Source organism: Paenibacillus sp. SJS-P3 (assembly GCF_056711585.1).
The window spans coordinates 2,169,812-2,186,063 of the sequence record NZ_CM160043.1; the positions used below are offsets into that span (position 1 = coordinate 2,169,812).

Below are 16,252 nucleotides of genomic sequence, written 5' to 3' on the forward strand. Positions count from 1 at the left end.
GCTTCGATTTTCATAAAGGGGGCTTTTGTTTTGATCAAAGTAAGGCTTGTGCCTTTTTTGACCACGATCGCCATTTCCGCAGCCTTGTTTTTCGGCGGCTGGTACGCCTATGACCAGGCCGTCGTGGAGCGTCCGCTGCAATCTGCAGTGGATTCGCTGCCGGGTGTCGTTTCTGCCGTCCCGACCCTTTCCAAAGACTCGTTGACCGTACGCCTGAAGCTGGGCGCCGGAGCCGATCTGCGGGGCATTCATGACCAGATTGCCGATCGCAGCGCCAAATGGCTTGAAGGACGCAAGCTCGTCATTACGGTCGATCAGAGCTCGCAGCCCAAGCTGGATTCCATCTGGACAAGCCAGCTGTTCACAGTCGCCGAAGCGATGGAGAACCGCCGCTATTCCGAAATACCGGATGCATTGAAGGAAATCGAACGCACGACGCCGGGCCTCAAGACGGCCACCTCGATCGATGACAGCAACGTATATGTGACGCTGGAGCTCGGCACCGATACGAAATATGTGATTCTGCCTAGAGCCGGCGAGCGAATGGGGGTTTGGACGAATGCCTAAGTACAGCATCGAGATAGGCGGGGGAGTTCTGGTCTCGCTGTTTGCGTTTCTGTTGTTCCGGGGCGTGAATATCATTCCTCTTCTGCTTGCGCTTGCGCTCGCGGGCGTGCTGCTGTTCGCGCTCAAGTCAAAAGGACAGCTGGCAGCGGCCGGAGGCCGCAGAGAGGCTCGGGTGAAAGGCTCGACGCCGTTCTCCTTCGACGATATCGGAGGACAGGAGCGTGCCAAAGGGGAGCTGGTCGAGGCGCTCGACTTTCTGGTCAAGCATGAGGAGATCAGCAAGCTCGGCATCCGCCCGATGAAGGGCATCCTGCTTACCGGTCCTCCCGGAACAGGCAAGACGCTGATGGCCAAGGCGGCCGCCCATTATACGGATTCCGTCTATCTGGCCGCATCGGGCAGCGAATTCGTGGAGATGTATGTCGGCGTCGGAGCGGGCCGGATACGCGATCTGTTCAAGGAAGCCCGCAAGAAGGCCGGCAAGGAAGGCAAGAAGAATGCGGTCATCTTCATCGACGAGATCGATGTCATCGGAGGCAAGCGCGACGGCGGCTCGCATCGGGAGTATGACCAGACGCTCAACCAGCTGCTGACGGAGATGGACGGCATCCATACGAACGAGGCGCCCCGCATCCTCCTCATCGCGGCGACGAACCGCAAGGAGATGCTGGATTCGGCGCTGCTGCGCCCAGGACGGTTCGACCGCCATATCGGCGTCGATCTCCCGGACAAAAAGGGCCGTCTTCATATCTTAAACATCCATTCCAAAAACAAACCACTTCATGACGAAGTAAATATGGAAAAAATCGCCGAGGAGTCGTTCGGATTTTCCGGCGCCCAGCTCGAAAGCGTCCTGAACGAAGGCGCGATCTATGCGATGCGCGAAGGATTGGCGCTTGTCGAGCAGCATCATTTGACGATGGCGATCGACAAGGTCATGATGGGCGAGAAGACAGACCGCGAGTCCACCAAGGAAGAGCGGGAGCGGGTGGCGATCCACGAGCTCGGCCATGCGATCGCGGCGGAGCTGCTTCGTCCGGGCAGCGTATCCCAGGTCGCGCTCGCGCCGCGCGGCGGAGCGCTCGGCTACGTGCGCCACAACCCGAGCGACGACCATTATCTGTACACGAAGGACTATCTGGAAGCCCAGATCATGATCGCTCTTGCCGGCGCGGCCGCGGAGGAGATGTTCTACGGCGGCCGCAGCACCGGCTCCCGCAACGACTTCGAGCAGTCGCTCAATATTGTCCGGACGATGGTGGAATGCGGCTTGACCGAAGTGGGCATCATTGAGGACAGGATGATGACGCCGGACCGCTGGGCCCAAATATCCGGCAGCGTGCTGGACGGCCTCATGAGCCGGGTCAAGGAAATGCTGGCCGCAAGACGGCAGCTGTTCACGCATTGCCTGAACATCCTGATCGACCGCGAGACGCTCGGCGGCGAGCAGTTCCGCAAGCTCATCGCATCCGAGGAGAGCCTCAGCGCGTAAGCGGGAGCGGCGGGCAGGCATTCAAAAAAGAGACGGAGTATGCCGTCTCTTTTTTCATTTGCATCGATTCGGCGGCAATATGGGAACGAATGGTTGAATGGAGCTGGAACAGCCCGGATTTTTATAGCGGAAAAGAACGGTGTCAAGTTGTGTCGGCAGCCGTCGGAACGTTATAATAAAGGGTACTTTATAGATACAGGGAATAGGAGAGACCATACTGTGAATTACAGAAAGATCGGAGTGATCGGCGCCGGCACGATGGGACAGAGCATCGCCGAGATGCTTTCATACAAAGGGTTGGACGTCTATCTGCTGGAACTGTCGGAAGAAAGGCTGAAGTCCGGCCTGGACAATATCGGAGTCAGCCTCGACAAGCAGATCGAGAAATGGGCGCTGACCCAAGCGGAGAAGAAGCTGATCCTGGGACGGATCCATGGCGTGTCGGCGATCGAAGACCTGTCCCAATGCGAGCTCATCATCGAGACGATCACCGAAGACCTCGACGCGAAGAAGGAAGTGTTCCGCGCCGTCGACAAGGCTTGTCCGCCATCGGTCATTCTGGCAAGCAACACGTCGACGCTGTCGCTGACGGAGCTGGCCAGCGTCACCGCGCATCCGGAGCGGGTAATCGGCATGCATTTCGTTTATCCGGTATTCAAGGTGGATCTCGTGGAGATCGTGCGCGGACTCCGCACTTCGGACGAGACGTTCAAGGGCACGAAGGATTTCGTGGAGCAGGTGATCGAGAAGAAAGGCGTCATGGTGTTCGAATCCCCCGGATTCGTCACGACGCGCCTCATCTGCCTCTTCATCAACGAAGCACTGCACATTCTGGAGGAAGGCACGGCTTCCGCGGAGGACATCGACAGCGCGATGCGCATCGGCTATTCGTTCCAGCACGGTCCGTTCGAGATGGCCGACCGGTTCGGGCTGGATTCCGTCCATGCCGCGCTCTCGTCCATGTTCCGGGAATACGGAGAGCTGAAATACCGGCCGTCCTTCATCCTCAAGAAAATGGTGCGCGCCGGCCAGCTCGGCGTCAAGAGCGGGACTGGATTTTTCAGCTACGACAAGGACGGTGACCGCGTATGAACATTCTCGTCATCAATGCCGGCAGCTCCTCGCTGAAATACCAGCTCTACGACATGAAGGACGAATCCGTCCTAGCCAGCGGCCGCGTGGAGCGGATCGGCATGGATACCGCGATTCTGACGCATGAGCCTGCCGACAAGCCGGAAGTGCGCATCGTCGACGAGATTCTGGAGCATACGAGCGCAATCAAGCGCGTCATGGACATGCTCGTCCATCCGGAGCATGGAGTGCTCGGTTCCGTATCGGAGATCCATGCGGTCGGCCATCGGGTCGTGCATGGCGGGGAGTCGTTCAAGGAATCCGCTATCGTGACGAGCGAGACGAAGCTGGAGATCCGCAAGCTGTTCGATCTTGCGCCGCTGCACAATCCGGCGCATATGATGGGCATCCTCGCCGTCGAAGCGGTGCTGCCGGGCGTTCCGCAGGTCGTCGTGTTCGATACGGCCTTCCATCAGACGATGCCACAGGAATCGTACCTGTACCCGGTTCCGATGGTGCTCTACCGCCGCCACGGCATACGCCGTTACGGCTTCCACGGGACGAGCCATGCCTATGTAAGCGAGCGCGCGGCGGAAGTGCTCGGCCGTCCGCTGGAGGAGCTGAAGCTCGTCAGCTGCCATATAGGCAACGGCGCGAGCGCGACAGCGATCCTGAACGGCAAGTCGTTCGACACGAGCATGGGCATGACTCCGCTCGAAGGGCTCATGATGGGCACTCGCAGCGGCGATCTCGATCCGGCGATCGTGCCTTACACGATGAACAAGGAAGACCTCACGCTGACGGAGGTCAACTCCATGCTGAACAAGCACAGCGGACTGCTGGCCATATCCGGCCTCAGCAGCGACATGAGGGAGATTACGGAAGCGATGTCGAACGGCGACAAGAATGCCCGTCTCGCTTTTGAAATGTATACTTACCGCGTACGCAAATACATCGGTGCTTACGCGGCCGCCATGAACGGCATCGACGTGCTTCTGTTCACCGCCGGAGTCGGAGAAAATTCCGTCGTCCTGCGGGAGCGGGTATGCGAGGGGCTGACGTTCCTCGGCATCGAGCTCGACCGCGAGCTCAACGCCCAGCGCAGCAAGGAAGCCCGGATCATCTCCACGCCGGAATCCCGAGTGAAGGTGATGGTCGTGCCGACGAACGAAGAGCTGCTGATCGCCCGCGATACGTTCAAGCTGGCCGTGCAGCAATCGAAGGGAGAAACCGAAGCATGATTGAAAATCTCGTAACCATCAAGCAAGTATCCGCCCATACGGGCGAGCGCGTCACGATTGGAGCCTGGGTGCATGGCAAACGCTCCAGCGGCAAGATCGCCTTCCTCCAGCTTCGCGACGGCAGCGGTTATATCCAAGGCGTAGTCGCCAAGAACGAAGTCTCCGAGGAAACGTGGGAAGCGGCAGGCAAGCTGACTCAGGAAAGCTCGCTGTATGTGTCCGGCATGGTCAAGGAAGAGCCGCGCAGCGCTTCCGGCTACGAGCTGCTCGTGGACGGCATCGAGATCATCCAGGCTACCCAGGAATATCCGATCACGCCCAAGGAGCATGGCGTCGACTTCCTGATGGATCATCGCCATCTGTGGCTGCGTGCGCCGAAGCAGCGCGCGATTCTGACGATCCGCGCGGAGATCAAGCGCGCCGTGAACGAGTATTTCGATACGAACGGCTTCACCCAGGTCGATCCTCCGATCCTCACGCCGACTTCCGCAGAGGGAACGACCAACCTGTTCCATACGAAATACTTCGACGAGGACGCCTATCTGACCCAAAGCGGACAGCTGTACATGGAAGCTGCCGCGATGGCTCTCGGCAAAGTATACAGCTTCGGCCCTACTTTCCGTGCGGAGAAATCCAAAACCCGCCGCCATCTGATCGAGTTCTGGATGATCGAGCCGGAAATGGCTTTCGTCGATCTGGAGCAGAGCCTCCGCATCCAGGAAGCTTTCGTCAGCCATGTCGTGCAGAGCGTCGTCAAAAATTGCCGTCCGGAGCTCGAGACGCTTGGACGCGACATCTCCAAGCTGGAGGCGATCCAGGCTCCGTTCCCGCGAATCACGTATGACGAGGCGATCGACTTCCTGAACAAAAACGGCTTCGAAGTGCCTTGGGGCGAAGACTTCGGCGCTCCGCACGAGACCGCCATCGCTCAAGAGTACGACCGTCCGGTTTTCATCACCCATTACCCGGCTTCCATCAAGTCGTTCTACATGAAGCCGGATCCGAACCGTCCGGAAGTCGTGCTGTGTGCGGACATGATCGCGCCGGAAGGCTACGGCGAGATCATCGGCGGCTCGCAGCGGATCGACGATCCGGAGCTGATGGCGCAGCGCTTCGAGGAGCATAACCTTCCCCTGGACGCTTATCAGTGGTACATGGACCTGCGCAAGTACGGCACCGTGCCGCATTCCGGCTTCGGCCTCGGTCTGGAGCGCACCGTCGCCTGGATCTGCGGCCTCGAGCATGTGCGCGAGACGATCGCATTCCCGCGCACGCTGTACCGTCTGTATCCGTAAGACAGCAATGTTCGCCATCGCCGCCGGATTGTCCGGCGGCAGTGCTTAAGTTGCAGCGATCAGGAGGAAGGTGAGCCGCTTGAACGAGAACAACCAGCATGAATACACGAGAGCATTGGCTTCCCTTATGGGAGAACGGGGAGTTTTCCTTCCCGCGCTCCTTCTTCGCAGCTATCGGGAGCTGGGCCTCAGCGACAGCGACATGATGCTGCTTCTGCAGCTGATGATGTTCCGCGATTCGCTGCGCCAGGATTTCCCGACGCCGGATGAGCTCGGCCGGCTGACCGGCGCGACCGCCAAGTCGGTCCAGCAGCAGCTCGGTCGGCTGATCAAGGAAGGCTTCCTGACGATCAACGACGCCGTCGACGCCGCCAGCGGCATCCGCTACGAGCGTTACGACTGGCAGGGCTGGCTGGAGCGGGCGGCCGCTTGGGCGGCTGCCGAACGCCCGGAGCCCGCTTCGCCGGAACCGGCTGCCCGTCAGACGGCTGCGATGGAGCTCAACTTGTTCTCGGTGTTCGAGCAGGAGTTCGGAAGGCCGCTGTCTCCGATGGAATGCGAGCGGATCAGCAGCTGGCTCGACCTTGACCAGTACAGCGACGAGCTCATCCGCTTCGCGCTCAGGGAAGCGGTATTCGCAGGCAAGCTCCATTTTACTTACATCGACCGCATCCTTCTAGAGTGGTCCCGCAACCGGGTATCGACGCCGGAGGAAGCGAAGGTTCATTCCCGCAAGTTCCGCGGGACATCGAAAAACTGACGGGATTAGGCGGGGCCGCTGAAAAACGGGCGGAGGGTGCGGAATCGTTCTGGAGAAGCGAACGCGGTCGCCTTTGTCACCGGATTTCAACCGTAAAAACGGCAAGAAATCTGAGAAATACGGGGACAACAGCGATCGGAAGAACGATCCGCGCACGCAGCGACACCTTTTTCAGTGGCCTTGATGAGGCGGGGAGGATGGCCGGATGAAAATCCGTTTTTGCCGGCGCAACCTGAAAAACGGTGCGAAGCCTGCCTACCGCAAGCTCAAGTCGGAGGCGGGAGTCAAGCTGGTCAAGGAAGACTGCCTCGGCAGCTGCGGGCTATGCAGGGAAGCCTGCTTCGCCGTCGTCAAGGGGAAGACCTTATCGGCGTCCGGCCCCGCCAAGCTGCGGCGCAAAATCAAGAAGCGGTTGAACAAGCGATGACCGCATGACGATGAGGCCGCTGAAAAACAAGCGAAAGGCGCGGATCGTTCTGGAGAAACGTCGGAACAATGATTCGCGAACGCAGCGGCAGCTTTTCAGCGGCTTCCATCACGACAGGGGGATTCACAGGTGAACGATCAGTTGGCGACCGCTCTCAACGAGCAGATGAATTTCGAATTCTATTCCGCGCATGTCTATCTGGCCATGGCGGCCTATTGCTCCGGAGACAGCCTGGAAGGCTTCTCCAACTTCTTCCTCGTCCAGGCGGAGGAGGAGAGGTTCCACGCGATGAAGATTTACCGGTTCCTCAACGACCGCGGACGCCGCGCGACGCTGAAGGCGCTGCCGGAGCCGAAGAATGGATACGATTCCATGCTGGACGTATTCGAACATGGATACCGCCACGAGCAGCAGAATACGAAAAACTTCTACCAGCTCGCGGATCTCGCGCTTGATTCCAGAGAGCATGCGACGATCTACTTCCTCAAATGGTTCATCGACGAGCAGGTGGAGGAAGAAGCGCTGTTCGACGGCATCATCCAGAAGCTGAAGCGCATCGAGAGCGACAGCAACGCTTTCTATATGCTCGATGCGGAGTTTGCCGGCAGATCCTTCACGCCTCCAGCCGAGTAGAATTGCCTCTGCGAGCACCTCTTATCGGGGTCATTGGACAAACACCTGCTTCAGGTCCAATGAGTGCGAAAGGGGTGCTTTTTGCTGTTCAAGGAAGGAATGCAGGAGCGATCGGATCGGAAGCGGGAGGCATGGCGGCCGGCTTCCGCAAAGTGAGCAGCTGGCTGCTTACGTCCGCCTACCGGCTGGAAACCTATACAGGCTCTGTCGGCGAAATGGAATGGGTATGCGTCATCCTGGGCATGAACGCGATCCAGAAGGCGGCCCGTTCGGCGAATTGATTGCTTTACTTGCGGGGAGGGAGCTTCAGGAGGATAGCGGCGAGAAGAAGGACGATGATCCAGGGACTCACATAGGATGTCATCCACTCGAAAGCGGTCCGAACCTTCGAATCCTCCGAAAAGGAGGCTGTCGACAAGCCGTTGACGAGCATGGAAACGATGAACAGCGGTACAATCCAAAATCCGATCAAGCTCCACTTCTTCAATGTTCGGCACCTCCGTATTGGGCTAGCGGCGGGAATCGGACGGCAGGGAAGCGGCCGCCGTTACGGTCCGCGAATATTCCGACGGCGGCATTCCGGTCGCTTTCTTGAAATCCCGGGAGAAGTAATGAAGGCTGGAATAGCCGAGCCGGTCGGCGATCTCCGTATACGTATGGCGCTGCTCCCGGATGAGCGTCTTGGCTTCCTCGATCTTCATCTCCTTGAACGCATCCATGACGCCCATTCCGGTCTGGGACAAAAAGATTTCCTTCAGCCGGCTCCGCCCCAAGTGGACCGCCCGGCATAGATCGTCCAGCGCCAGCGGCTCGGACAGCCGCTGCCTCATGATCTCGCGCACCCGGCGCACCGTATCCTGCTCCAGCCGGGCGGCCTTCACCGGGACGCTGCGGCGCTGTTCGGCCTGCTCGCCCAGTGCTTCGGAGCGGGCGCTGCGGATCTGCCCGATCAGCAGCAGCTCCAGCAGCAGGCGGAATGCCTGCTGACTGGCCGCCGGCGCCTGCGGGTTGCGGCGCAGCTCATGGCTGCCGGGTGTATGGTAGGGCGGAAGGAAGCTGGCGAAGCCCTCCTGCAGCAGCAGGGCGAGCCAGCTTCTTTCGCGTTCGCCGGGGTACGATACCCGGTTCTCGAGCTCTTGCATGAGCGGGCTCGAGCAGCCGAAAGCGATGACGATGAGATTAGGCGGCCTATGGCCGCGATCCACGCGCACGGTGTGGAATTCTCCCGGCTTATGGAAGATGAGCTGGCCTTGCTTCAGCGTCAGCAGCCGGTCGTCCGCCCGAACCTCCACTTCTCCTTTGTCTACGTAGAGAAGCTCCCAGAAGTCATGCGATTCCCCTTCGAACAGAAATCCCGTCGGATATTCGAAATAATGAAAGGAGATCAGGCTCTCCACCTGTACGGAAGTCTCCAGAATCAAGCGGCTGAACGGCATGGATGCATCTCCTCGCGGCCTAGATATACAATCGGCTTCCATTTTACCATGGTTGAGTGCAAATTTAACGGCTGATGTCATAAATCCATCCGGCTGGGAGATTGATATAATCGCAGCAAGGAAGCGGATACACATTCCGAAGGGAGCTGCATGACATGAAAAAAGGAATCAACGCCTGGTCGTTCCCGGCGGGAACGGGCATCGGAGAAAGCATGGACCTGGCGCTTGCCGCCGGCTTCGACGGCATCGAGCTTGCGCTGGAGGAGAACGGGCCTCTGAGCCTGGAAAGCACGGACCGGGATATCATCGAGATCCGCAAGCTGGCGGAGGATAAAGGCATCGAGCTGGCCAGCCTCGCGAGCGGCTTGTACTGGAATTACCCGATCACGAGCTCGGATGCAGCCATCCGCATGAAGTCGGCCGATATCGTCAAGCGGCAGCTGGAATGCGCCGCGCTGCTCGGCGTGGACACGATTCTCGTCGTGCCCGGCGCAGTCGGAGTCGACTTCATTCCGGATGCGGAGGCCGTCCCTTACGACGCTGCATACGACCGCGCGCTGGAAGGCCTCTCGCGGCTCGCCAAGGACGCCGAGACGGCCAAGGTGGCGATCGGCATCGAGAACGTCTGGAACAAGTTCCTGCTGTCTCCGCTGGAACTGAGAGGATTCATCGACGAGATCGGCTCCGATTACGTCGGCTCCTATTTCGATGTCGGCAACGTCGTTCACTCCGGCTATCCGGAGCATTGGATCCCGATTCTCGGCAGCCGGATCAAGAAAGTCCACTTGAAGGACTATCGCAGGCAGGCGTGCGGCTTGCACGGCTTCGTCGACCTGCTGGCCGGCGACGTCGACTACCCGGCCGTCGTCGGAGCGCTGCGCGCTATCGGCTACGACAGCTATGTAACGGCGGAGATGATTCCTCCGTACGCCCATCACAGCAGCCAGATCATCTTCAATACTTCGGCGGCTATGGACGCCATTCTCGGAAGGAGCGGCCGCGCATGATCAGAATCGGCATCATCGGACTTGGATTCATGGGAAGGGCGCATCTGGAGAACTACGTCAGGCTGGCCAAGGAGGGCGTTGCCGTGCAGGTGACGGCGATCTGCGACGCGGATCCGGCCAAGCTTCGCGGCGAAGGCGGCGGAGGCAACCTGGATGCGGGCACTTCACAGCTCGATCTGTCCTCTATTTCCCTTTATACGTCGCTCCAGGAAATGCTGGACAAGGAGCAGCTGGACGCCGTCGATATTACGCTGCCGACGCATCTGCATCGCAGCGTGACGGTCATGTGCCTGGAAGCGGGCCTGCATGTGCTGTGCGAGAAGCCGATGGCATCGAACGGGGCGGAATGCCTGGAGATGCTCCAAGCTTCCGAGAGAACGGGAAAATCGCTGATGATCGGGCAATGCCTGCGTTTCTGGCCCGCTTACGTATACTTGCGGGATCTGTTCGCCGGCGGAACATACGGCAAGCCGACCTATGCGTACTTCTACCGCGGCGGCGGCACGCCGGACTGGGGCCCTTGGGTGCTGCAAAAGGATAAGGGAGGCGGTGCTCTGCTCGATATGCATGTGCATGACACGGATGTCGTCAACTGGCTGTTCGGCATGCCGGAGGCGGTATCGACGCAGGCTGTCAACGTCATTCCGGGCAGCGGCTACGACATCGTGTCCACCCATTACCGGTATGGCGGCGGCGAGGTCGTCCATTCGCAGGTCGATTGGACGCTGAACGGCGACTTCGGGTTCGAGATGGGCTTCCGGGTCAACTTCGAGCGGGGCAACGTCCAGTTCAGCGGCGGCGCCGTGAAGGTGAATCCGAATGACGCGCCCGGCTTCGAGGCGGATCTGGCGGAGGACCAAGGCTATTACTACGAGCTGAAATACTTCGTGGAGAAGCTGCTGGCCGGAGAGCCGATCGAGGAAGCCCACCCGGCGAGCACTATGTCGACGATCGCTATCGTGGAGGCGGAGCTGGTTTCCGCCGACAAGCGGGGCGAGTGGGTGAGCCTGGCTGGAGCGGCGGTTTAATAAGAGCAGAGCGTTGAATCGTTCTACGGACTAAGCCGAACACCATTCTCGCGGAATATCGAGGTGGACAAACTTTATGTCTCAGTCATCCTGCAGGAGACGCTTGGCAGGCTAGAATATGCGGCGGAGCGTCAGCTATTTGCCGTTATTACTGGAGATTGCGGTACCGGAAAGACAACGACCATTCGCCGGGTTACGCAATCCCTGGATGCGGCGAAATACAAAGTTTTGTATTTGTCGGACTCCAAGCTCACCCACCGTCACTTCTACAAAGGCATGCTAGAACAGCTCGGATGCGAATCGAAGTTTTATCGGGGTGATGCGAACCGGCAACTCCATCGGGAGATTGAGCTCATGCGTGGCATCCATCACGTGCAACCAGTATGCATCGTCGACGAGGCGCATCTGCGAATTGACTTGCAATGTAAGCTCCCCCACTACGACCGCGCCCAAGCGGGTGAATATATCGCTAAGCACCTTGCCTATGCGGATGCGCAGCAGGACATTTTCTCACATGGCGCTGTCGATGAAATCTATCGATTTTCTAGCGGATCGGCACGGCTTATTAATAAGGTGTCGCTACGCACAGCCTCATCTATGGCTCGCAGAATGAACGCCGAATCATTGACGACCACATGGTAAAGCAAGTCATTCAAGGTGAACTTACATGAGGCACATTTGGTCGGATATGAGATATGACCGTGATGCGGATCGCTGGGTTGTGATGTGGGACGGAAAAGAATATTAACGAGTTAGAGCCACGTTGTTAATAAAATAGAGCCATGATGTTAATGTGTAGAGCCACTTTAGATTTAGGCTATAAAAAAAATTATTGCGAGTGGTCACTGGGCTAACGGAAGGTACAGCTTGATTTAAGCTTGACATTGTGAAGTTTTGCGAAGATGTAACCCCCGTGTTACGTTGACGTATAAAACCGTCCATCATTTATAAGTCAGACAAACAAATTTCTTAACAAAGTACACATGGGCTACATATATTAATCCATGACAATTGACTATCTCAATTGAAATGGAGGATGATTAATGATTAACTCACTCATGTCCCAATATGCTTATGCTGGCGAACCTTATTGGGGGTTACCGACGGTTACGGACGACCGACAGATGATGCCGCATCCCATACTTCTGGAGGCTAGACAAACTGCTCCAAATCAAATATTGCTTATGTACGATCAGCGGACTGATTTAGCATCGGCAACAAATATCTCCAATTACTGGATTAGAAGCAATGTGGGGCCCGTTGGAATTGCAAGCGTTGGGATGGGCGAAGCAATTTCGCCAGCTAATCTAATACGTCCTGAAATGGGAATGATTTCGCCTGTGGACAATTCGAAAACGAGATTTGTCATGACTTTTAGAGAAAATGCAATGACGGGGGTCCTATACGTTGTGCTTCCTTGTTTTGTTAACTTGGAGGGAAGATCGGGTTACGGGGGAGCAAACTGGGGTCCCTTCAGCAGAAATATGTTTCTCGGAATGTAAATCAGATATTGAACTATCGTTGATGCCATCACCTATTATTGCGTTAACGGAGAACGATAGTTAAATTGGTTGACTGAGAGCCATAATTTACTTAATGGCTTTCGTCACTGGCACCATGGCTCTATTTTATTAACTCAGTGGCTCTAACTCATTAACCAGATCTCTCTGGTACTGAAATATTCATAGGGGATGGAAGCACGTCGGGAGGCGGTGCTTCCATTTTCCTTTGGTGGTCCTAATAATCGTCAATGCCTAGACAATGTACACCGTCTATTGCTGGACATTATGCGGCGTCAGTAACAGTATAAGGAGAAAGGCCAAGGTGACTGATGCATGGATCAAGAGACAACTGCCAGCAGCATTCCGTCCGCGCAGCGGAATAGTTCGCATTCGTCAGCGGCCAGGGGGCCCCGGAGCGCGTCGAGCTCCCTGTCGGTCAGCGGCGCCGCGATCGCCAGCCTGCCGCCGGGCAGGAGCACACGGCGCATTTCCTGCAGAGCGAGGAGGCGTTCATCATGCCGCAGATGCTGCAGCACGAAGCTGCTTGCCGCGAAGCGGCAGCTTCGATCGGGAAGCGGCAATGCAAGCAGGTTGCCTTGCCGAGTTTCGATCTGCGGCAGCGAGCGAGCCAGCAGGGATAGCATGGACGAGGAGACGTCGACAGCGATCAAGCGGGCGCCGCCGGCGGCGAGTAGCCTCGTCAGATTGCCGGTTCCGCAGCCGAGATCGGCGCCGGTTTCTCCTGGCAACGGGTCGAGCCAATCAGCCAGCTCTTCAAGCGTCGCTCTATACCGCTCGGATGAGTATCCGAAAGGAAGCGATCGGACCGGCGCTTCCTCTCCGGCTGCTGCCGCCATCCTGTCCCAGCCGATCCCGTCGGTCCAGCTGCCGCGGGTTTTTCGCTGTTGCTGCAGCTCCCGAGACAACTCGTTCAATTGATCCAGTGAAGGGAGTTCGGAGCGGCTCTGCCAAGCTGCCATTCCCTGGTCCAGCGACTTCAAGGCGGCTGAGGCGTCCAGCCATTGCTCATACAGCGATTGCCTCGCTGCTCCAGCCGCCAGCAGGAAAGCTTCCCGGTCGCCGAGGCTGTCCAGCATGCCGGCAACGGAGGAGAGAGGGATGCCCCATTCACGCAGAGCCGCGATCCATCTCAGGCGATCGATGTCATCGCCGCTATAGAATCGATAGCCGCCTTCGGTTCGTGCGCTTGCCGGCAGCAAGCCGGTCTGTTCGTAATAACGGATGGCCCGGGGAGTAAGGCCGGTCATGGCGGCTGCCTGACGGATATGCATGAGTACGTTCTCCTTTCCGGCATTACCGGAATTTTGATTTGGATGTCGGAGTGCAATTCTATCGTTATCTTTAAAACACAAATTGACCTAGCTTTTTTAAATTTCTACCGTAGACAGGCAGCTATTCTAAAGATCAATCGCAGAAATCTATGGCAAAGATATCGTGTAATCTATCGCTAAGATTACTAGAGACATCTAATACAAACATTAATTGCATATATATCGCAAATACCTAGCGCAGAAAATACCCAGATTTTCGATTTTCCCGTCGATGCGGTTGGCTACATCTTACACCTTGACGCACGGAGAAGGTCAAGCGTCTCATAAGCACAAAAATCCAAATGGTCGGCATCGGAGTTCTAGAGGGGATATCTCCGGGCAGGTACAATGAAAGCAGAACGATAACCTTCCTAAAAGGCGGTATGTGGCATGACTAAAATCAATAATCCTATCGGCGTCATCGTGGACAGCTTCCAGCTCGGCGTTCGTCAAGGGCTGCTGAAGGCTAAGGAAGTTGGAGCGGACGGCGTGCAGATCTATGCGGTGAAGGGAGAAATGGATCCCGATGTGATGGATGCCGCCCGCCGCAGGGAGCTGAAGGAATATGTGGCTTCCCTCGGCTTGCAGATTTCCGCCCTTGTGGGCGATCTGGCGGGACACGGCTTCCAGGACGCCAAAGAGAACCGCTGGAAGATCGACAAGTCCAAGCGGATTCTCGATCTGGCGATGGATCTCGGCTGCCCGATCGTCACGACCCACATCGGCATCGTGCCGGATGACGAGAATGGCGAGATCTACCACACGATGCAAAGCGCCTGCGATGAGCTGAGCAGTTATGCCAGCAGCATCAACGCTTACTTCGCGATCGAGACCGGTCCGGAGCGGTCCGCCCATCTGAAGAAGTTTCTCGATACGCTCAGCACGAACGGCTTGTCCGTCAACTTCGATCCGGCCAACATGGTGATGGTGACAGGCGACGATCCGGTTCAAGGCGTCTATACGCTGAAGGACTATATCGTCCACACCCATGCCAAGGACGGCATCCGGCTGCGGGAAGTCGACCCGCGCAAAGTATACGGCATGCTCGGCTACGAGGCGATGAGCCATGAGGCGTTGGCGGCATCGGCCGAAGCCGGCGAAGACTTCCGCGAAGTTCCACTGGGCCAAGGCAGCGTTGATTGGCCGAACTACCTTCAGGCGCTTCAGGATATCGGCTACTCCGGCTACCTGACGATCGAGAGGGAAGTCGGCACCCAGCCTGAGCAGGATATCGCCGAAGCGGTCCGGTTCTTGAAGAGCTTCAAGTAATCTGCACACCCAGCACAGAAAGCGAAGAATCCATTCCGGCATCGGAGGGGTTCTTCGCTTTTTTTACTTCAAATCAAATTCACATCCATCAGACGGACTCGGATTCGGACGTCCGAATGTTGCGGCCGGCCGCTTCAACAGCCCGGCGTCTGCTGCGGGAGGAAGCATATTCCTTCAGCTCGGGCAGGCGAGGAATGACGCGACGTATACTCATTTTCGGAATACGGGTGTCACTACTGTGCGAACGAGGGTTTATGGTACTAATTTCTCGAGCGAAAGTAGCGATCAGGCAAGTCCTGAAGGTATCACACTTACGAAAACCGGTGGAAGTACAACGGGAAGTGACAGTGACTTTCTGGAATTTAAACTCCGGTGTTCGGTATCCAATCCGCTGGAGCTTGCCGCACCAGCCAGTGACTATGATTTTACGGCGAGGGTTTACAAAAATGGACTCATCACCCTTGTAGGCGATCATGATGGATTCCCATCCTGTGAAGTCTATGCGAGCGTTAATGGGGGGACATGGCAAAATATTTATTTGTATGATCATCGAGATACGAATCAAACAACGACCAGTTTGTTTCCTCCAATGGAGATCCATGCCAGCGTACAACGAGATATCGTCGCATAACCGTGAAAGCTTAAATAGAAGACACATGCTGCTTCAGCATGTGTCTTCTATTGCAATTACGACGTCAATTGAGCGGGTATTGTGCCTGTCCAGCAGCCTCAGCCCTTTCTTTCGGTCCAACAAAGAACGCGACGACCTGCGGATAAGTCTTTGTCTCTGTCTGCTTATCAAGCACACCAGAATAATGAATCATGGTCCCTACTGCCAATTCTTTGGTAGAACCATTTTTTGCAGCATAGTAATACTTATCATTCGCACCGTATGCAGGCTTAGGAGTCGATGTTTTTAAAATTCCCGAAGAATCAATATTAAATATTCGCTTTCTCTTTTCTTCTTTAATCGGCTCAAAGCCATTCTGATCAAAGATGACATAAACCCAACCGACATATCCTTCTTGAATTAAGAAATGGTTTTGCTGAATCTTGTTGGCGCATCCGCCTATTATAACTAGCAGTGACAACGAAAAAATGATAGTTATTCTTCTCGTAATCTTCATCCCCTTCTCAATCCCTGATGATTGCTTTTATTATAACTCCCAGCATGTATGAAACAACCCTAAAAT

General features: G+C 56.6%; 18 protein-coding genes. 14 read left to right on the plus strand and 4 right to left on the minus strand.

Annotated features, from left to right (window positions below; all coding sequences use genetic code 11):
- Window positions 1-30 precede the first annotated feature (30 nt).
- From AC06G8_RS09990 to AC06G8_RS10030, 9 genes are all read left to right on the plus strand, one after another.
- Window positions 31-567 (plus strand): hypothetical protein, encoded by a 537-nt coding sequence (locus AC06G8_RS09990; RefSeq protein WP_447661732.1) that lies wholly within the window; start codon window positions 31-33, stop codon window positions 565-567.
- Complete coding sequence (locus AC06G8_RS09995) at window positions 560-2,059, plus strand: AAA family ATPase (protein WP_480285169.1); 1,500 nt, start codon at window positions 560-562, stop codon at window positions 2,057-2,059. The genes AC06G8_RS09990 and AC06G8_RS09995 overlap by 8 nt, the downstream gene beginning before the upstream one ends.
- Before the next feature lie 219 nt (window positions 2,060-2,278).
- A complete protein-coding gene (locus tag AC06G8_RS10000; RefSeq protein ID WP_048749027.1) occupies window positions 2,279-3,151 on the plus strand; it encodes a 3-hydroxyacyl-CoA dehydrogenase family protein in 873 nt (290 codons plus the stop codon).
- Complete coding sequence (locus AC06G8_RS10005; RefSeq protein ID WP_480285170.1) at window positions 3,148-4,371, plus strand: acetate/propionate family kinase; 1,224 nt, start codon at window positions 3,148-3,150, stop codon at window positions 4,369-4,371. The genes AC06G8_RS10000 and AC06G8_RS10005 overlap by 4 nt, the downstream gene beginning before the upstream one ends.
- Window positions 4,368-5,666: an asparagine--tRNA ligase gene (asnS, locus tag AC06G8_RS10010; RefSeq protein WP_480285171.1), complete on the plus strand. Its 1,299-nt coding sequence runs from the start codon at window positions 4,368-4,370 to the stop codon at window positions 5,664-5,666. The genes AC06G8_RS10005 and asnS overlap by 4 nt, the downstream gene beginning before the upstream one ends.
- Window positions 5,667-5,745: 79 nt before the next feature.
- On the plus strand, window positions 5,746-6,426 hold the full coding sequence (locus AC06G8_RS10015) for a DnaD domain-containing protein (RefSeq protein WP_447661727.1): 681 nt from the start codon (window positions 5,746-5,748) through the stop codon (window positions 6,424-6,426).
- 205 nt (window positions 6,427-6,631) lie between these two features.
- Window positions 6,632-6,853 (plus strand): DUF1450 domain-containing protein, encoded by a 222-nt coding sequence (locus AC06G8_RS10020; protein ID WP_447661726.1) that lies wholly within the window; start codon window positions 6,632-6,634, stop codon window positions 6,851-6,853.
- Window positions 6,854-6,982: 129 nt separating this feature from the next.
- The gene (locus AC06G8_RS10025; protein WP_480285172.1) at window positions 6,983-7,486 is read left to right on the plus strand and encodes a ferritin; all 504 of its coding nucleotides are present in this window, start codon (window positions 6,983-6,985) and stop codon (window positions 7,484-7,486) included.
- A 74-nt stretch (window positions 7,487-7,560) separates the two neighbouring features.
- Window positions 7,561-7,767, plus strand: a complete 207-nt coding sequence (locus AC06G8_RS10030; RefSeq protein WP_480285173.1) for a hypothetical protein — start codon at window positions 7,561-7,563, stop codon at window positions 7,765-7,767.
- 5 nt (window positions 7,768-7,772) lie between these two features.
- On the opposite strand, the gene AC06G8_RS10035 is transcribed toward AC06G8_RS10030, so the two are convergent.
- Window positions 7,773-7,973 carry a hypothetical protein gene (locus tag AC06G8_RS10035; RefSeq protein ID WP_447661724.1) on the minus strand — a complete coding sequence of 67 codons (201 nt, stop codon included), beginning with the start codon at window positions 7,971-7,973 and terminating at the stop codon, window positions 7,773-7,775.
- Window positions 7,974-7,995: 22 nt separating this feature from the next.
- Window positions 7,996-8,922 carry a helix-turn-helix domain-containing protein gene (locus AC06G8_RS10040; RefSeq protein WP_480285174.1) on the minus strand — a complete coding sequence of 309 codons (927 nt, stop codon included), beginning with the start codon at window positions 8,920-8,922 and terminating at the stop codon, window positions 7,996-7,998.
- Window positions 8,923-9,077: 155 nt separating this feature from the next.
- Between AC06G8_RS10040 and AC06G8_RS10045 the strand changes: the two genes are divergently transcribed.
- The 3 genes from AC06G8_RS10045 to AC06G8_RS10055 all read left to right on the plus strand — a co-directional run bounded on the left by AC06G8_RS10045 (window position 9,078) and on the right by AC06G8_RS10055 (window position 11,599).
- Complete coding sequence (locus AC06G8_RS10045) at window positions 9,078-9,929, plus strand: sugar phosphate isomerase/epimerase family protein (RefSeq protein ID WP_480285175.1); 852 nt, start codon at window positions 9,078-9,080, stop codon at window positions 9,927-9,929.
- Window positions 9,926-10,957 carry a Gfo/Idh/MocA family protein gene (locus AC06G8_RS10050; protein ID WP_480285176.1) on the plus strand — a complete coding sequence of 344 codons (1,032 nt, stop codon included), beginning with the start codon at window positions 9,926-9,928 and terminating at the stop codon, window positions 10,955-10,957. Before AC06G8_RS10045 ends, AC06G8_RS10050 begins: the two co-directional genes overlap by 4 nt.
- A 63-nt stretch (window positions 10,958-11,020) precedes the next feature.
- Complete coding sequence (locus AC06G8_RS10055; RefSeq protein WP_480285177.1) at window positions 11,021-11,599, plus strand: ExeA family protein; 579 nt, start codon at window positions 11,021-11,023, stop codon at window positions 11,597-11,599.
- A 1,198-nt stretch (window positions 11,600-12,797) separates the two neighbouring features.
- On the opposite strand, the gene AC06G8_RS10060 is transcribed toward AC06G8_RS10055, so the two are convergent.
- A complete protein-coding gene (locus AC06G8_RS10060; RefSeq protein WP_480285178.1) occupies window positions 12,798-13,751 on the minus strand; it encodes a methyltransferase domain-containing protein in 954 nt (317 codons plus the stop codon).
- A 429-nt stretch (window positions 13,752-14,180) separates the two neighbouring features.
- On the opposite strand from AC06G8_RS10060, the gene AC06G8_RS10065 reads away from it, so the two are divergent.
- Both AC06G8_RS10065 and AC06G8_RS10070 read left to right on the plus strand, forming a co-directional pair.
- Window positions 14,181-15,059: a sugar phosphate isomerase/epimerase family protein gene (locus AC06G8_RS10065; protein WP_480285179.1), complete on the plus strand. Its 879-nt coding sequence runs from the start codon at window positions 14,181-14,183 to the stop codon at window positions 15,057-15,059.
- 238 nt (window positions 15,060-15,297) lie between these two features.
- Complete coding sequence (locus AC06G8_RS10070) at window positions 15,298-15,690, plus strand: DUF3238 domain-containing protein (RefSeq protein ID WP_480285180.1); 393 nt, start codon at window positions 15,298-15,300, stop codon at window positions 15,688-15,690.
- 64 nt (window positions 15,691-15,754) lie between these two features.
- On the opposite strand, the gene AC06G8_RS10075 is transcribed toward AC06G8_RS10070, so the two are convergent.
- Entirely contained in the window at window positions 15,755-16,186 is a 432-nt protein-coding gene (locus AC06G8_RS10075) for a DUF6843 domain-containing protein (protein ID WP_480285181.1), read from the minus strand.
- Between the last annotated feature and the right edge of the window lie 66 nt (window positions 16,187-16,252).

What these genes read in the sequence shown, in the direction of transcription:
- AC06G8_RS09995 (WP_480285169.1), top strand. Translation starts at nt 560, where the DNA reads ATGCCTAAGTACAGCATCGAGATAGGCGGGGGAGTTCTGGTCTCGCTG.
- AC06G8_RS10005 (WP_480285170.1), top strand. Translation starts at nt 3,148, where the DNA reads ATGAACATTCTCGTCATCAATGCCGGCAGCTCCTCGCTGAAATACCAG.
- asnS (WP_480285171.1), top strand. Translation starts at nt 4,368, where the DNA reads ATGATTGAAAATCTCGTAACCATCAAGCAAGTATCCGCCCATACGGGC.
- AC06G8_RS10020 (WP_447661726.1), top strand. Translation starts at nt 6,632, where the DNA reads ATGAAAATCCGTTTTTGCCGGCGCAACCTGAAAAACGGTGCGAAGCCT.
- AC06G8_RS10040 (WP_480285174.1), bottom strand. Translation starts at nt 8,922, where the DNA reads ATGCCGTTCAGCCGCTTGATTCTGGAGACTTCCGTACAGGTGGAGAGC.
- AC06G8_RS10045 (WP_480285175.1), top strand. Translation starts at nt 9,078, where the DNA reads ATGAAAAAAGGAATCAACGCCTGGTCGTTCCCGGCGGGAACGGGCATC.
- AC06G8_RS10050 (WP_480285176.1), top strand. Translation starts at nt 9,926, where the DNA reads ATGATCAGAATCGGCATCATCGGACTTGGATTCATGGGAAGGGCGCAT.
- AC06G8_RS10060 (WP_480285178.1), bottom strand. Translation starts at nt 13,751, where the DNA reads ATGCATATCCGTCAGGCAGCCGCCATGACCGGCCTTACTCCCCGGGCC.
- AC06G8_RS10065 (WP_480285179.1), top strand. Translation starts at nt 14,181, where the DNA reads ATGACTAAAATCAATAATCCTATCGGCGTCATCGTGGACAGCTTCCAG.
- AC06G8_RS10075 (WP_480285181.1), bottom strand. Translation starts at nt 16,186, where the DNA reads ATGAAGATTACGAGAAGAATAACTATCATTTTTTCGTTGTCACTGCTA.